Here is a 14,865-nt window from a genome sequence, read left to right as displayed (position 1 = left end):
CAAATCAATGTACCTAGTTGACGCGTGGGATATAATATTTTATGTACTAAAGGGTCAACCTTAACCGTGTCTGAAATTTATTTTATTTTATAAAAAGTTGGCGAAACGTTGATTTTACACTGTTGGTGGCGATTTCGTTAGATTGTTGATGGCGTGTTGTTGTTTTGACAAGTCAAGTATTAATGTGCGAAGATACTCTTTAACATTAGCTGAGAACACGCAATTTTAAGATTATTTTGAGGAAAAGGGAGTTGGCATTCGTGAACATGATTAAAGGCGAGTGGAATTACATTCGGCACAACCGGTTGATTTTGATCTCCGTGTTGGCCATTATGTTTATTCCATTCCTCTACAGTATCTTCTTTCTGAAATCGGTTTGGGACCCATACGGTGAAACCGGTGAACTGCCCGTTGCGGTGGTTAACCAGGATAAGCCGGTGACTTACCAAGGCCAAAAATTAAACGTTGGGGATCAAACGATTACCAACTTGAAAAAGAACAAGCAGTTGGGATGGAAGTTCGTTTCCGCTAAGACGGCGGCTGACGGGCTGAAGCACCACAAATACTATACCGTTATTACATTCCCTAAGAACTTTTCGGCAAACGCTGCGACGGCGCTGAACAAGCACCCGAAGAAGATGACGTTTACCTACAAGACGAACGGTTCCGCCAACTACATCGCTCAGGTTATGAGTGAAGTGGGGTCCTCCAAGCTGGACAGTGAAATTCGTGCCAAGGTGACGAAGGCCTATGCCCAAGCGACCTTTAAGCAAATCTTTGCCGTTGGTAAGGGGATGGACAAGGCTGCCAAGGGGTCCGCTCAGTTGAAGAACGGGACGGTTACCTTGACGGATGGCCTGAACACTTACACGACCGGGGTTCACACGTTGAATGGCGGCCTGCAACAAATGAAGACGTCCGTGACGCCACTAGCTACCGGGATTCAACAATTGTCGACCGGGGCGAAGACGTTGCAGACCGGCTTAGGCACCTACACGGCCGGTGTGGGGCAATTCGCTAGTGGGGTTAATACCTATACTAGTGGGGTTGGCCAATACACCAATGGCGTTAACCAATTTACCGGTGGTGTCAGCAAACTGAGTGCGGGGATGCCTAAGTTGACCGCCGGGACTTCCCAATTAGCTTCTGGTGCCAAGACGTTGAAGTCTGGGACCTACACCTACGTTAATGGGGTTTACACGTTGAACTCTGGGGTGAAGACTCTGGGTAAGGGCTCGACTTCTCTGGCTAGCGGCGTTACTAAGCTGGCTGACGGGAGTAAGAGTTTGAACTCTGGACTGTCTACTTTGAGTGGTAACTCTAAGTCGTTGAACGACGGCGCTAATACACTCTCAACGCAAGCATCTACTTTATCAAGTAGTGTGGCTACTTTAGGCCAAAATGCAGCAGTTATTTCGCAACAGTTGAATAGTATGACATCTTCTCTGTCTGGATTAAGTGGTGATACGACTTCAATTACTGATTTGAAAACAGGGTTAAGCCAGTTTTCAAAGGCTATTGCACTAATCAACAGTGAGAGTAGTGACATTACTGCTACTTTAAAGAAAGCTGATGGCAGTGCCAAAATAACTGGGCAAGATACCGCTCAGGGGTACATCTCGGATGCTCAGAATGGTGCTGCGAAGATTAAAGATGCTACTACAGTTGAGGACGCTAAGACGTTGGCAGATGCAGTCATTAGTGATACTACCAAAGCCACTGCTGCTGTTAAAGGTATTACGGCCTCTGGTGGAACCGTTGATAGTGCAACTATTGCTACCGACGTTGCTACCATTCAAGGTGCCACTGGACAAATGACCGCGGGTATTGCTAAGATTAATGCTAGTCTTGCTAATTTGAGTATACCGGATACTTCTGGCCTAACTGATCAAATTCAAGGCTTGCAGGCATTCATGGCGGGTGTTCAGAAACTTAATGCAGCCGTGAATCCATCACAAGGAACTAGCTTAGTCGCTGGTGTTAATCAGTTAGCTTCTGGTGTTACCCAATACACGTCCGGCGTCGACCAAGCCTTCGCAGGCTCAACCACGCTGAACAAGGGGTTATCCACGCTTAACAGCCAAGTGCCAACCTTAACCGACGGGGTCACCCAGATCATGAACGGGACGGCCAAGTTAGCTAAGAATGGTCCTGCCCTGAAGAGTGGGTCCAAGAAGGTTGCCGCTGGGGCTACGCAATTGAACGGTGGGCTGAAGACGGCCGCTGCTGGTGTGAACCAGTTGAACGCCAACACGGGCAAGTTAACGGCTGCCGGCAACAAGCTCAACGCCAACACGCCTAAGCTGACGGCCGCTGGCAACAAGCTGACTAGTGCTTCTAGCCAACTTTCAAACGGTGCCGGTCAACTGACCTCTGGGTTGAACACCTTGAACAGCAAGGTGCCTGCTTTAACCAGTGGGGTCAACCAACTGGCCGATGGCTCACAACAATTGGACGACAACAGCAACAAGCTGATGCAAGGTGCCAACAAGCTCAAGAAGGGAAATGGCACGCTGGCCAAGTCCCTGAAGAGTGGTGCTGATCAACTCAAGGCCCAACCGTTGACCAACAAGACGGCCGACATGTTTGCCGCACCAACGCATTTGAAGCACGAAAGCTACAGCTACGTACCTAACTATGGTCACGCCTTAGCACCTTACGTGTTATCCGTTGCCCTCTACGTTGGGGCCCTGGTCTTCAACTTTGCCTTCCCAATTCGGAAGGTCTCACGCGAAGGCGGGAGTGCCACTGGCTGGTACTTGAGTAAGGTTTCCATTGGTGCCGCCGAAGGGCTCGCCATGGGGCTGATCGAACCCGTCCTGATGATGTTAGGTGGCTTGAGTGTTGATCACCCAGGTCAAATGATTCTGATTTCCATCTTCTTCGCGGAAGCGTCGATGTTTATCGTCATGTTCCTGTCAATGTTACTGGACAACCCTGGTCGTTTCATCGCCATGGTTCTCCTGATGCTACAACTTGGTGGTTCCGGTGGGACGTTCCCAATGGAAGTCACCAACCACTTCTACAACGTCGTTCACCCATTCCTGCCAATGACTTACTCAATCCTCGGATTCCGTGAAGCCATTACGTCGGGGATGTCGGGAATGGTCGGTCAAGCCTTATGGGTCTTAGCACTCTTTACCATCATTGGTTTAGCACTGCTCTGGCCAACCATGGTTTGGCTCCAGAAGAAGCATCTCATGGGCAAGTCACAATTGGATGATAATCAAAAACTCCAGGCCGTCGAAGACCCAGAGTCGAATTCACATTCATAAGATTTAAAATGGAAGCGTCGTGAAACCACTGGTTTTGCGGCGCTTTTTGCGTATAATCGATTTTATTGAGAGAAATGAGGGATGAAGATGTCAGTCACGTTTCGGTTAGCCACCACCGCTGATCAGCCGCGGGTGGTCGCAATTTATAATCAGGCAATTGCCACCAAGGGGAGTACCGCCGACCTGACGCCGATGACGGTCGCTCAGCGCCAGCCGTGGTTTCAAGAGTTCTCCGCGGACCACTTTCCGTTGTGGGTCATCGAAGCAGACGGCCAAGTTGTCGGGTTTGTCGGGCTGGAACCCTACAGTGACCGCGTAGCCTACGCGCGAACGGCCGAAATTGCCCTGTATCTGGCGTCTGAGGCGCAGGGCCACCACTTAGGTGGACGAGCCGTAGAATGGGCTGAGAGGGCCGGCAAACGCCTGGGACTGACGACGATTATTTCGCGGATCTTTGGCCACAACCAGGCCAGTCGCCATTTATTTGAGAAGCACGGCTACGAACATTGGGGGCATTTGCCAGCGATTGCTGACATGCAGGGATTCACGGCCGATTTGGAAGTCTACGGTAAGCATTTAACCGACTAGCAAACGATGAAAATTCGCTGGACTTTTTCACAAACCTCTAATCAAACCGGGGGTGATAACGGCTGACCTTTGCTAAATATCACAACTGTTATATGAAAATGACGTGAAACATGTTAAAATATCATCGTGTGGTTTTATCATGTAAACCCATTAACTTGCTTCATATCTCAGAGTATTCGACGGAGGCAAACATTCTTGAATAAACGACGGCCAAACCCCAAGCAGGTGCCGGACCCCAATGAACCCTTATGGCGGTCGACACTGCGGGTAGCCATGCCCCTTAATTTGAGTTACATTCCGATTGGGCTGGCTTGTGGGATTTTGCTACACGCGGCAGGGTTCAATACCTTACTGACTGGATTAGTTTCGATATTGATCTTTTCTGGTGGGGCACAATTCTTAATTGCCACGATGTTGACCATTAATTCCCCACTACTTTCAATTGTTTTGATGTTGTTCTTTTTGGAATTACGGTATGCATTACTGAGTTCGAGTTTATCGCCTTACTTAAAAGGCCAATCCAATCGCTTTTTATTTGCGTTTGCGATTTCTTTAAACGATGAAAATTACGCCATAAACTACTTAAAATTTGCCACGGATAAAAAGTGGACGGGTAAGGAAGCCCTGATGGTGGAGCACTATTCCTTGCTGTTCTGGGCCGTCAGCAACGTTATCGGGAGTTTAATCGGTAGCACGCTGAAGATTGACCTGGGAGTCGTAAACTTTGCGCTAACGGCGTTGTTCTTGTACATGATTGTGATGCAAATCAAGAACCGCTTGACGATTGCCATTTGTGTGCTTTCTGGGGTGCTGGCAGCGCTCTGCATGATGCTCACCAAGAGTACGTTAGGGCTGGTTATTTCGACGATTATTGCTTCATTGATTGGGTTCTTCCTGGAGACGACGTTGCGCAAACGTTTGCCAGATAGCCATTGGCTGTGGAAACTCCGCAGTCCAGGTTCGAAGAAGTCAACGGTGGAGAGTGAATCGGACGCTGATTAGGATACAGGAGACGCTATATGAATGCAGTTAATACGTGGAACAGTACGCAACACTTTTGGTTGATCATTCTTGGCTTTTGTGTTGCCTTCGTGCCGCGCTTCATTCCCTTAATGTTGTTCACGAAGCGGGCCATTCCCGAATGGTTCAACGAGTGGATGAAGTTTGTGCCAGTTTCATTATTTACCGCGCTGATTGTGAAGGATATCTTCATCGACAGTGCCACTTATCAAATTATCTTTAACCATTTTTCTGAAATGATTGCGGCGGTCATCGTCGTCATCATTGCCTACCGCACGCGCTCCATGATCATTTCGGTGGTCACCGGCTTACTAGCCGTGTTCCTGTTGAGCATGTTTATTGCGTGACGTGGGTTAAATTAAATTGATTTTGTTGTAAGGCGGGGACTCTCCTCGCCTTTTTGTTTTATTTAGATGGGATGTTGGTATACTGAAGACATGGGAAATAATGGTTGTCTTCAGATTTAAAATGGAAATTTGGTGACTTGAACTTTCCAAAGTATCTGCAGGTTATCTGCATTACTTAATTCTTAGCTGAGAAAATAAAGCAGATTAACGCTGGTATGACGGGCTTTTAATGGACTCTGTACTTTTCGAGAATCTGCAGGTTATCTGCAGATTGATTCGACGTGATTAATGTGAAGGGTAGTTACTACATAAGGGTGTAATGGGGCTTGAGGAGGTAAAAGTCTATGGAATTTGATGAGATTCCCATTGAGAATGAACATCGTGAATATAAGAAGGCCAAGAACGCATTCCCTAAAGAAGCGTGGGAAACAATCTCGGCATTCGAAAATACAGATGGTGGGAGCTTATTCCTCGGTATTGTTGAAAATTCAAATCATTCGTTTGCAGCGGAGGGAGTTAATGAACGTCAGAAAATCTTGGATGATTTTTGGTCTGCAATCAATAAGGGTTTTCTGAGTTATAGTTCCATTTCAAATGAAAGCATAATTGTGTCAGAGCTTGATAGTGGTAAAGCAGTGATTGAAATCAGAGTGGATGAAGCGCCTGACAATAAGAAACCAGTATTTTTGAATAAAGATATCCATCGGACCTTCATTAGGGAGGGGGCTATCGATGGTCAAGCAAAGGGAGAAAACTTAAAGGCGTTAATTCGACTATCACAGGAGAGCCTGGATATTGAGGTCCTTAAGAACTATGGAATTGATGAGCTAAACATGGAAGATGTGAACAGCTATCGTAAAGAGCTGTTAGCACGTGAGACGTATAGAAGTTATGAACGTTTTTCAATACCAGAGTTTTTGAGCAAGATTGGCGTCATTTCAAAGGACTTTTCAGGGACTGGAGAACTCGGCTTAACTGCAGGCGGGTTACTATTCTTTGGCAGCAACAACGCAATTTTACATCACTTCCCTGATTTTCAATTAGACTACTTTGATAAGACACAGCCTAATCAAGACCGGTGGCGTAAGCGAATATCTTCGATTGAACAAAACCTTAATGTGTATAGTTTCTTTAAAAAGGTGGATGAGTTGCTTCAGGTTTCTGCGCCAGGATCATTTAAGCTGGATGATAAAGGACAGCGAATTGATACATTTGGGGCTATGTCGGTGGCCTTGCGTGAAGGGCTAATAAATATGCTGATGCATGCGGATTACTTTGAGAGTATGCCATTAACGTTGAATAATACCATCAATTATTATGAGTTTACTAATCCAGGAAAAATGAAGATTGCCTCGTCGGACTTTTTTACGACTAACAAATCGCGTAATCGAAACACGGTGATTTCGAAGCTGTTTTTGCAAGCGGGTTATGGTGAGCGGGCTGGTCATGGTGGAGAAAAGATTTACGAATCGGCATTGGTTAATGAGTTCAAGTCGCCTGAAATTACTACAGACATCAGTCAAACTTCCTTGAAGATTTGGAAGGTGGATTTAGCCGATTCATTCTCTGGAAAAGAGGTTTCAGATAGAGAGCGTAATATCATCAAGGTGATAATCAGTCAGCCAGGAAAGCGGCTTTCTCATAAAGATATTGAGAGTCAAACCGGATACTCTCGTTCAGTGGTCAACCAGGAACTGAGTAAATTGATTGATAAAAAAATTATCGAGCGTACTGGTAAGGCTAGAGCGACGAAGTATATAATCAGACAAACACAGAATCAGGTTTTAGCTCAATTTCAAGCTATGCCGGACTTGATGCGGCAGATGTTTAAGAAGATGTGACCGATTGAAGGGCATTGAACTGATACTTGTACTTTATCCAGGGAATTTCCGTAGTTTATAAATAATTTGGTTAGTACTTAGATGTGGGTGGAGTTAATAAAATTGATTGCTAAAAAAGCGGAACCATTTGGCTTCGCTTTTTAGAGTGGCATTTTAAATTCTATCTCTTATTAAGACTGTGATTATTGGGGGTGAACTTCTGGATTTGGAACTTGAAGACCTTCAGTTAATGAGTTCAAAGCTGTAATAGCTGCCTTAGCCTTGATAAGACGTTTGGCTGCTGAAAGAATAGCACTATAGTTCTTTGATGTCTTGATTTTTTCCTTGAAGGTGTTGTAAGTGTGGTCAGAGACATTTTCTGAAAAATCTGTAGCAGCTGTTGGGTTTGGATGACTAGGTGTAATCTGATCGTTAATTAGGGTAAACATACGTGCACGCATATCTTTTTGAGCAGTTTTGTCGGCTGCTGCCAAACCAATTGCGTTGTCAAAAGCCAATTGTGCGCTTTCAAATTCAGTCTTGGGGGTGCTATACACGTTGATAATCTTAGGAGCCTCTTTATGAGTCTCCTTTTTCTTTTCAGTCTGCTTATCTGCACTAGAACTATCAGGTTTAACCACAGCAGGGGCAGTCTGCGTCTCAGTAGTGGCCCCATCATCGATCGACTGCACGGCCTTCTTAACCTTATGCGTGTAAGTCCGGGCCTTCAAGCCAGTCTTAGTAGCCTTCAGCTTAAACTTCAGTTTTGTCAGGTTATTACTCTTAACCTTCAGCGTGAACTTACCATGCTTGTTGGCAGTAGCCGAAACCTTTTCCCCGTGCTTCAGCTTCATCAGTTTGACGTGGGACTGGGCGGTTGTGTAGCCCGTGACCTTGTGCTTCGTGACCTTAACGTGCGTAATCTTAGCGACAGAGTGTTGGGTCTTGGCAGCTAGGGCGCTAACTTCTCCCCCGGTAACAATCGAAAGCAACGTGGCAGCCATAACAATCTTCTTCATATCCATCTTAAATATAATCCCCTTTATATCTTGATTGGCCAACTATTCTGCTGGTTGAAGCTACTATAGCATGGGGGTCACCCCGGCAAAAGCAGAGATGAAAATCACTGAAAAAGGTTCATACGATTAGCCGTGCGAATCACCAATGGTGACGGCAATCCAGGAGCCACACGTTTTCACAATAAATACAGTTGTGTCAAAAATTAATGAAAGGGTATGTAAAAATAGCTAAATGGATATGAGTTAGCTAATAGGGGAGACCAACCCAAAAAGCACACAGCCCCCACCGTGTGCTTCGTCCTCATTTCCCCCAAAATAGTGTGTTGCTTACCTAATCTCCTCTGGCACATAGGTCTTATCTAGTGATTCTAGCTCGTCCATTAGACTGCTGAGCTTCGTCCGCGCGTCTTCCAATGGAATCAAATACTTGTACAACTCAGCGCGTTCGTTCTGTGCGGCGATGATGATAGCGTTGATATTAGCAATCTCCTGATTAGCTGATTGCATTCTCGCGGCATCTTGCCGGGCGGTGGCGTCGGCTAAATCTTTTTTGACGACGTCACGATTAGCCCTTTCATTACGGATGATGGTGCCGCATGCCGTAATCCGATTGGACGTGGGCGCTAACTGCTGCGTCAGCCGAAGATATTCCGCCTTAGCAGCCGCAATTTCCGCGCGCTTGGCCCGAATCAGTTTGGACACGTTGGCCCCAGTATCCGCGGCATTCCCCCCAGAATTACCGCTGGTGCTGGGCCGATTATTGCTCGTCGACTGCGTGGGCCGCGTCGGTTTGACGGGCTTTCCCGGTTTGGCAGGTACTGGCTTGGTTGGCGTGTTTGTCACCTGATTAGCCAACGCTTGCGTGACCGCCTTATTGATCTGCTGGCTGGTAAACGTCCGCGACCGATAACCTGGCTTTGAAGCGGCTAGCTTGAATTTCAACTTCCCCAAGTTTTGATGCTTCAAGCTGAGTTTGAACTTGCCGAGATGATTGGTCCGGCCACTCGCCAACGACTTCCCCCGAGCGTTGAAGAGCTGGACCTTAGCGTTCTTGGTCGTTTTGCCAGTCAGGGTGTGTTTGGTCACCCGGACCTGAGTGAGCTTGCCAATGGTCTTGGTTGCGGCCAGCGCGCTGATTTCCCCGCCGGCGGCAAGCGTCACAGCTGTTGTCAGTAACAGCGCTTGCTTAATCCCCGTAATCATATGAAGTCTCCTTACTCTTTAGTAGGCACAATTTAATTGTGTACCCAGAGTTTATCATGAAAACAAGGTCAAAAAAAGGATAACTGAAAATCACAAACAACGGTTGAGGGCCATCACTTCACTAAATACGAGATTGAGGAAACTGGAATCAAACGGTAAATGAAGCGATTACATAAAGTGTCGTTTTCACAATCTTGATATTAAAAACTTTGTGAAATTGTGGTTTCGATAACCGTGACGAACCAGGTAAGCCTGATGAAAATACGTTATCAAAGTCCGTAGATGTAGTTATGAAAACTAGGTGATTGTGTTTTCAAATAATCCGTCCAGATAACACGGCGGAACGGAGAAGGGGCAGGTGTTTAGGGTTCAACCTGTGTTAGCCGCAAGGCTGGTGAAAATGGCCTAAGCCGTGGGAATCCAGTAAGCGGCCGAGCCCGCTTACTGGATTGGTAGCTTTGAGACTCGTTCTGTGAGGCTCAAAGTAAGTCCAGAGACCGCTCCATGGCTCTGGACGTCCGCCCCAGCGTTCCAGGCCATTTTCACCAGCCTGGAGGCGATGGCTACACCCGACCCCAACAAAAAACACCCGCCAACCGGTGATCAATCCGGTTAGCAGGTGTTTTTTAGTCGAGTGATCCGCGGTCACCCGAGTCATTTGAATTAGTTAGCGACCTTGTCGTGGGTCTCATCGTACATGTAGTCCCGCGTCATTGGCAGCATCCGGGCAGAAGGGCCCTTCGAAATCAAATACTGAATCACGTCAATATTACCAGACTTGAAGGAAGCCGCGCAAGCCTGCAGGTAAAGATCCCACATGCGCACGAAGTTTTCGTCAAACATCTTGGCAACTTCATCGCGGTGGGCGTTGAAGTTATCATCCCAAATTTCCACCGTCTTTTGGTAGTGACGGCGCAGGGGTTCCATATCATCAATTTGCAAACCACTTTCGATGATGTGCGTGGTGTTTTCAATCAAGCCGGGCACGTAGCCACCTGGGAAGATCCATTTGTTCAGCCAACCATTGTTGGCCCCACCTTGTTGACGGGTAATCCCGTGAATCAAGGCGACACCATCGTTCATCAGGTATTTTTGAACGCAGTCGAAGTATTGGCCCAAGTTTTCTTGACCAACGTGTTCAAACATCCCCACTGAGGTGATGTAATCCCATTGTTCGTTGCCCAATTCGCGGTAGTCTTCCAAACGAACTTCGGCAACGTCTTCGAGGCCTTGGTCCTTGATTTGTTGGTTCACGTAGTCGTATTGTTCTTGGCTCAACGTGATCCCGGTAACGTGCAGACCGTAGTCCTTCGCTGCCGTTAACATCAGGGTACCCCAGCCACAACCAATGTCCAAGAGAGTCTTGCCCGGTTGCGGGTTCAACTTCTTGATGATGTGGTGGACCTTGTTCATTTGCGCCGTGTACAGGCTGTCTTCCGGTGTTTTAAAGTAGGCACAGGAATACGTCATGGTGTCATCCAACCATAAGTTGTAGAAATTATTACCGATATCATAATGGTTTTGAACGTCGGTGATACTTTCCTTTTCCGTGTGTTTTTGTTTAGGTAAGAAATGAATGAACTTCTTGTTGTGGAAGAAACTGTCGGCATTTTCGTAAGCGGCCGTCAGTAAGTCTTCGATGCTCCCATCGATTTCGATGGTGCCGTCCATGATGGCTTCACCCAGCGCGATGGACGCGTTGCGGGAGATTTCCTTGACCGGAATGGCCTCGTGGATGGTGATCGTGATGTCGGGAGTGCCGGTCCCATAGACATCGGAAGTCCCGTCCCAATAGTTAACGCGAACGGGGATGTTGAAAGTGTGACTCAGAAACGTTTTGTAAAATGTTTTTTCAAGCATGACAGGGGTCCTTTCCGGTTTTCTAGATTTGAATTTGGACACAAAGAAAATAAAATTCACTTGGACATTATACGCCTTTAAGTGGGTAAAGGGTAAGGGGGAGCTTTGGTGAAAGCGGTTAACATTAATTTGCGATTAGTCCGCGGTAAAATTGGGGGTTTCATTAGGCTTGCATGGTATAATGAAGATACAATTAACCAGCGGAGGTCTTTCATTTGAAAAAATGGGTATGGGTCGTGGCAACAATCGTTGTGGCACTGCTGATTGGCGGGTACGCGTATTCCAATCATCACGCGACAGCCAAGGAGTACCAAGCGGCAATGGCCAACGGTCGGACTGCCATTCAGGATAAACATTATACGCAAGCGGAAAGTTATTTCCAAAACGCTTTAAAACGGCGGCTGAACGATAAGCCAGCCCAACGCTACTTAACGCAGACACAACGCTTCGTGTCTGCGGAAAATGCACTGGACGATTTGAAATTCGCTAGCGCAGCGGACCACTATGCTGAGGTCAAGAACACGACCAACGCATCCACGGTGCTGGTCAAGCGGGCAACCACCAAGGCCAAATTGGTCAAGGATATCCGCGCCAACGTTAAACAGTTCAAGAAGATTTTGAAGACGGCTTCGGGCCAGAATCAAGCGTTAAACTACGGGCAATCGAACACCACGTTGGATGAACTTTTCAACAACGCCAAGTTCCGCCAGAAGTATTACAAGAACTTGTACGATCAAGCCTTAGCCCTGCGCAAGGCCAACAATGCCGGTCAAACGTCGGCAGCCTCGAGTGACAGCAGTAGCAGTTCCTCGTCGTCAACGGCGTCCAGCAGTAGCAATACCGGTGCCACCAACAGTTCCAGCGCGTCATTGACGTCGTCAGAACAGTCAGCGGCCAACAATTATTCCGGTAGCAACGAATACACGGTCACGCAAAAGCAAAAGGAACTGGACGGCAAGACCATCACGGCCGGCCAAATCACCAGTGCCCGCAAGACTATCAACGCGGCCGGTGGCCAGGCAGACGCCATGAGTGATCAGGACGTCCGGGTCGCCTTACAGACGGCCAGCAAGAAGGGCATCTCCCTCACCAAGTACACAGAACAGTATCTGAAGTAGGTCTTGGTGGTCGAGAACCAGATTGTGCGTTGCCAGCGCCTTACCGGGCGGCGAAAATAAACCGGAACGCTGGGGCGGACGCCCGGAGCCAAAAGGCGGTCTCCGGACTTGCTTTGAGCCTCTGAGAAACGAGTCTCAAAGACACCAATGGTCTAAGCGGCGCATACGCCACTAAGACCATTCCCACGGCTGAGTTTATTTTCGCCGCCCTCACGGCTGACAGTGAGTTTGACCACCAAGGTGGCGACTTCTGATTCTGTTCGTGATGGTTGGGTAGTATGGTTTGTAATGAATAGGATAATTTAATTTGATTTTGGAGAGCGTCTTGTATCGACAGTTGTCGGTGTGGGACGTTCTTTTTGTCTAGCTGGAGTATTTGGCTAATTGATTACTTGATGACTATTGTTATATGAATCGGGGTGGCCACGGGCTAAACCAGTGCCAGCCGCAGGGGTGGTGAAAATGAGCTTAGCCGTGGGAGTTCCCTTAGTGGCGGGTTGGGCCGCTTAGGGAACTGCTATCTTTGAGACGTGGTCTGCGGCTCAGAGTAAGTCTGGAGACCGTCCTTTGGCTCTAGACGGGCGCCCACCGCGTTCCGGTCTCATTTTCACCGCCCGGAGGCAGGACTGACAACTAGTTTAGCCGGGACATTAAGGAATTTGGTGGCCGTTGCCACGGAGCCGGAGGCAGCTGGGCATGGAGGCGGCTGTGTCGGTGGTGTTAGACTGGGCGGGCTTTCCCAGCCTTACAGCACGGGACGACTTTGGAAACTCGCGGTTTTAGCGAGGTTTCAAAGCGAGGTGGCGGACCGCTTCTCAGGCCGGAACCGTTCCCCACAGCAGACGGAATGCCCAGAGGCCGCAGGTGGAGTACATTCAACGACCACCAAAATGCATTAATGCAAAAAGAGTTAAGTCGATTAAGTAAGAAACTTTACCATTTCCAACGATTAGGGGTCAAAACTTGACATGTAAGGTAGGTTAGTAAACAAATTGGTTAATCAACTGATTGGCTAAATAGCTAACACATTTAGTGATTTCACGAGCTGTATCCCAATAGGCACGCGGTTTGTCTGGAATATTCCCGAAAAAACCGCCAAAAATTTCACGAGTCGTTTTCCATGCTATATTCGTTAGGAGGATTTACTATATAGTTAGAATCAGAATCTACAAGGGGGGTTAGGTAACGCGACCCCCGCAAATAGCGGGTGAGCACCAATCTTGGGGGATGGGGCAACCTAAACTGATTTGATTCCCGAATCGCCACAAGCTATTTATAGGGGCACGTTATCAAGAAAATTATGATTATCAACAAACACATTATGCGCACCACCAATGAGAAACAGGTTTTGCAGCAGATTGTGAATGCTGGCCCGATTTCGCGGAGCCAGATATCACGAAATCTTAGTTTGAATAAAGTTACGGTCTCGGATATTTATAGTCAGTTACTTCATGAAGGGTTGATCCGTGAGGTTGGTCACGGCGTAAGCACCCGGAATGGTGGGCGGAAGCCCGTTATGGCATTACTAAACGTGGGGTATGGTTATGTCATCAGCATCAACATTTTACGTTCTCGCTTCTCAATGATCACTTGCAGATTGGACGGGCGGTCTGAGAACTACGAAAGCGTGTCGACCAGAGACGTTGATCTGACGTCCGTGTTAGATATGATCGACGAACGTATCGCCAACATCATGGCGGCAAGCCAGACCCGGTTATTAGGTATCGCGTTTGGCTTGGATGGCACGATTTATGAGAATCAGATTTTAGGTGCCTCACTGAAGGGCTTTAAGAACTTTGATTTGGCAAAATACTTTAGCGATAAATTCCAGGTGCCGGTGGTCTTGGAAAACTTGGCCAACGAGTCCGCGATTTACGAACGGGACTTCTCCGGCGAGGGTGTTTATCAAAACCTGATTTCGGTCACGATTCGTGATCAAGTTTCGGCCGGAATCATTACGGAAGGTCACCTGTACCGGGGGCACAACGGCGAGGCCGGCAACATTGGGAATTGTCCATTGGCCGATCGGTATAAAGAAGATAATATGGAAACGGTGAACCACTATGTTGCGGAGGGCAACGTCCTGCAACGGATCATGGCCTACCAAAACATTGACCGGGTCGACGTCAACCGGATTCGGCGCGACTACCTGGGTCACCGGCCAGAACTGTTGTCCATTTTGGACGAGTTTGCCTACTACCTGAGCAAGGTCTTGGGCAACCTGTCCAGCACGTTCGCCCCAGACGCCATCATCGTCAACGCCCCAATTTTGGAGCTGTTGCCAGAGCTGATGGATCAGGTGCGTGACTACGTGGGCAAGTTAGAAATTTTAAGAAAAGCACCTTTGCTGTTAACCAAGAACTCCAAGGAAGCCTCACTGATGGGTGGCGCGTCAGCCATCATTCACCGGGCATTGGCCTTGGACGACTTACAACTGACCTTTAGTAATCAGCGGTCGGCAGTCTTAGAGGGAGTCGAAGCATAACGAAAACGAAACGGCATACGTAAGGGCTTCTGTTCATCGCGGACAGAAGTTTTTATTTTGCCTTTAAATTGGTCGTTGATGGCGCCTTACCGGGCGGGGCAAATAGGCCGGAACGCTGGGGGCAGGACGT

The 14,865-nt window shown here is 47.8% G+C and carries 10 protein-coding genes; 7 read left to right on the top strand and 3 right to left on the bottom strand.

The features are described from left to right. Positions 1 to 260 precede the first annotated feature (260 nt). The 5 genes from EKM84_RS03800 to EKM84_RS03780 all read left to right on the top strand — a co-directional run bounded on the left by EKM84_RS03800 (position 261) and on the right by EKM84_RS03780 (position 7,071). A complete protein-coding gene (locus EKM84_RS03800) occupies positions 261 to 3,275 on the top strand; it encodes a YhgE/Pip domain-containing protein (RefSeq protein WP_191988061.1) in 3,015 nt (1,004 codons plus the stop codon). Between the two features lie 87 nt (positions 3,276 to 3,362). Beyond that, on the top strand, positions 3,363 to 3,863 hold the full coding sequence (locus tag EKM84_RS03795; protein WP_125763815.1) for a GNAT family N-acetyltransferase: 501 nt from the start codon (positions 3,363 to 3,365) through the stop codon (positions 3,861 to 3,863). A gap of 195 nt (positions 3,864 to 4,058) precedes the next feature. Further along, the gene (locus EKM84_RS03790; protein WP_125763813.1) at positions 4,059 to 4,865 is read left to right on the top strand and encodes an AzlC family ABC transporter permease; all 807 of its coding nucleotides are present in this window, start codon (positions 4,059 to 4,061) and stop codon (positions 4,863 to 4,865) included. A gap of 17 nt (positions 4,866 to 4,882) precedes the next feature. After that, positions 4,883 to 5,230 carry an AzlD domain-containing protein gene (locus tag EKM84_RS03785; protein WP_125763811.1) on the top strand — a complete coding sequence of 116 codons (348 nt, stop codon included), beginning with the start codon at positions 4,883 to 4,885 and terminating at the stop codon, positions 5,228 to 5,230. A gap of 344 nt (positions 5,231 to 5,574) precedes the next feature. Next, a complete protein-coding gene (locus EKM84_RS03780) occupies positions 5,575 to 7,071 on the top strand; it encodes an RNA-binding domain-containing protein (RefSeq protein ID WP_125763809.1) in 1,497 nt (498 codons plus the stop codon). 182 nt (positions 7,072 to 7,253) lie between these two features. Here the strand turns inward: EKM84_RS03780 and EKM84_RS03775 are convergent, their stop codons facing one another. The 3 genes from EKM84_RS03775 to EKM84_RS03765 form a co-directional block, all read right to left on the bottom strand. Continuing rightward, the gene (locus EKM84_RS03775) at positions 7,254 to 8,075 is read right to left on the bottom strand and encodes a hypothetical protein (RefSeq protein ID WP_164511296.1); all 822 of its coding nucleotides are present in this window, start codon (positions 8,073 to 8,075) and stop codon (positions 7,254 to 7,256) included. 321 nt (positions 8,076 to 8,396) lie between these two features. Further along, on the bottom strand, positions 8,397 to 9,272 hold the full coding sequence (locus EKM84_RS03770) for a hypothetical protein (RefSeq protein WP_125763805.1): 876 nt from the start codon (positions 9,270 to 9,272) through the stop codon (positions 8,397 to 8,399). A 663-nt stretch (positions 9,273 to 9,935) separates the two neighbouring features. Continuing rightward, positions 9,936 to 11,132, bottom strand: a complete 1,197-nt coding sequence (locus EKM84_RS03765; protein ID WP_125763803.1) for an SAM-dependent methyltransferase — start codon at positions 11,130 to 11,132, stop codon at positions 9,936 to 9,938. Between the two features lie 215 nt (positions 11,133 to 11,347). On the opposite strand from EKM84_RS03765, the gene EKM84_RS03760 reads away from it, so the two are divergent. Then, the gene (locus EKM84_RS03760; protein ID WP_125763801.1) at positions 11,348 to 12,250 is read left to right on the top strand and encodes a hypothetical protein; all 903 of its coding nucleotides are present in this window, start codon (positions 11,348 to 11,350) and stop codon (positions 12,248 to 12,250) included. Between the two features lie 1,516 nt (positions 12,251 to 13,766). Then, the gene (locus EKM84_RS03755) at positions 13,767 to 14,735 is read left to right on the top strand and encodes an ROK family protein (RefSeq protein ID WP_225418127.1); all 969 of its coding nucleotides are present in this window, start codon (positions 13,767 to 13,769) and stop codon (positions 14,733 to 14,735) included. The last annotated feature ends 130 nt before the right edge of the window (positions 14,736 to 14,865 follow it).

This window comes from Levilactobacillus mulengensis (assembly GCF_003946045.1).
GTDB classification, from domain to species: domain Bacteria; phylum Bacillota; class Bacilli; order Lactobacillales; family Lactobacillaceae; genus Levilactobacillus; species Levilactobacillus mulengensis.
Note: the sequence above shows the minus strand (reverse complement) of the source record. Positions and strands in the feature narration are given on the sequence as shown.

Coding starts and splice junctions, on each gene's coding strand:
- EKM84_RS03795 (WP_125763815.1), top strand. CDS start 3,363: ATGTCAGTCACGTTTCGGTTAGCCACCACCGCTGATCAGCCGCGGGTG.
- EKM84_RS03785 (WP_125763811.1), top strand. CDS start 4,883: ATGAATGCAGTTAATACGTGGAACAGTACGCAACACTTTTGGTTGATC.
- EKM84_RS03780 (WP_125763809.1), top strand. CDS start 5,575: ATGGAATTTGATGAGATTCCCATTGAGAATGAACATCGTGAATATAAG.
- EKM84_RS03775 (WP_164511296.1), bottom strand. CDS start 8,075: ATGGATATGAAGAAGATTGTTATGGCTGCCACGTTGCTTTCGATTGTT.
- EKM84_RS03770 (WP_125763805.1), bottom strand. CDS start 9,272: ATGATTACGGGGATTAAGCAAGCGCTGTTACTGACAACAGCTGTGACG.
- EKM84_RS03765 (WP_125763803.1), bottom strand. CDS start 11,132: ATGCTTGAAAAAACATTTTACAAAACGTTTCTGAGTCACACTTTCAAC.
- EKM84_RS03755 (WP_225418127.1), top strand. CDS start 13,767: ATGGCATTACTAAACGTGGGGTATGGTTATGTCATCAGCATCAACATT.